The following is a 1,594-nucleotide window of genomic DNA, read 5'->3' on the forward strand; positions in this document are numbered from 1 at the left end:
AGATATATGGGAAGTAAAATTTTAGAGGTTACAGTATATTTGATTTTGGCATTTTTTATGATTAATGCTCAAGGAGCAGATATCTTGTATGTGTTTTTTGCATTAATTTTTTTGCTATTAGCCTTTTTAATGTTTTTCATGTGTGTTTCAGTAATCTCAACAATAGGTTTTTGGATTATACAAATGTGGCCGTTAAGATCAATATTAACTGCTATTTATCTACTTATGGGAGGTTTGTATTTTCCACTTGATTTGTTACCAAAACCATATTATATGGTTTTATCAGTTACACCATTTGCTATTGTTGGACATGTTTTGACAAAAGTATTAACTTGCCAGGTGGAAAATACTTTTATTTTATATTACTGTTTAATCACATTAATATGGATAGTATTTTTATATTATATCTATAATATTTTGCTATCTAAAGGACTAAAAAAATATGAAGGAATGGGCAATTGATGAATAAGAGATTATATAAAGTTTTTATTTCGCAAAGTATTCAAGAATGCTTGGTCTATAGAAGTACCTCAATTTTTGTAGCATTGTTTGGAATTATGTTTTTTTCCATAGAAATGATAACTGGAATTATCTACTATGAGTATTCGGATACAATACTTGGCTGGACACGAAATGATTATTTTTCTTTGATATGTACATCAAATATAATTTTAAGTATGTATCAAGTGTTGTTTGTTTCTGCACATGAAAATTTATCGGATGATATTATAGAAGGAAATTTGGATTATGTTTTTGTTCGTCCGGTAAAGTCCTTTTGGTATTATGCATTATATAGGTTAGATATTCCAAGTGCGGTTAATTTAGTCATAGCAATTATTATTCAGATGGTGATTATTTCGAAGTCAAATTACTATCGCATAAATATAATTGAATATGTAATTTTTATTCCATTTGCTATGATGTTTGTATTCTTGGTAAATCAGTTAATGGTTATGTTTTCGTTTTGGAAAGAAAAAACTAATAAATTGATGGGAGTTCCAGAATCTTTAATTGATGCGTCTACGCGACCAAAGGTTATATATCCCAATAGCATAATATTTTTTTTAACATGGGTTCTTCCTTTTTTTACAGCGATTAATGGACCCGTCGAAATACTTAAAGGAAATATTAGCGTAGTGGAATTAGTTTGGTTTATTATTTTTTTGGTTGTATTATCTATTATAGTTGGGATGGTTTGGAAAAGAGGTTTGGCGAAATATGCGTCTGCAAATTAAATATGTGGATGATTTTACAAATCTCAATAATTATTGTCAGGGGTTCCCTAAGGGGTCCCCAGTAATAGTGTGGTGCTAGAGTCCCCTTTCTTTCAGTATTTTTATGGTGACGTTACAATTCAAGTCCCAACTTCTGTATGACATGAAAATGATTTAGGTGACCCCTCAGGTGTTCCCTAAGCAAATAGCGGTGCTAGAATCCCCTTTCTATCAGTATTTTAAGATAAGGAATGCGATTCGAGTATGTGACTGCGTGAGCAAAAGAAATACAGCATCATTGAAAACACATGAGAAATGCGGCTTTAAGATTGTTTCCGATAAAGGTTATGACTATCTTAGTAATGAAGAAAGCGATAGAG

Annotated in this window: 2 protein-coding genes; both read left to right on the top strand. The window is 30.7% G+C overall.

From position 1 onward, the window contains the following. The coding region (locus T541_RS20090; RefSeq protein ID WP_034467727.1) for an ABC-2 family transporter protein at window positions 1-462 on the top strand (462 nt) is incomplete at its 5' end. After that, on the top strand, window positions 462-1,235 hold the full coding sequence (locus tag T541_RS0116395; protein WP_026653665.1) for an ABC-2 family transporter protein: 774 nt from the start codon (window positions 462-464) through the stop codon (window positions 1,233-1,235). The genes T541_RS20090 and T541_RS0116395, both read left to right, overlap by 1 nt. The last annotated feature ends 359 nt before the right edge of the window (window positions 1,236-1,594 follow it).

The sequence above is a fragment of the Butyrivibrio proteoclasticus P6B7 genome, from assembly GCF_000622085.1.
Classification (GTDB): Bacteria; Bacillota; Clostridia; order Lachnospirales; family Lachnospiraceae; genus Butyrivibrio; species Butyrivibrio proteoclasticus_A.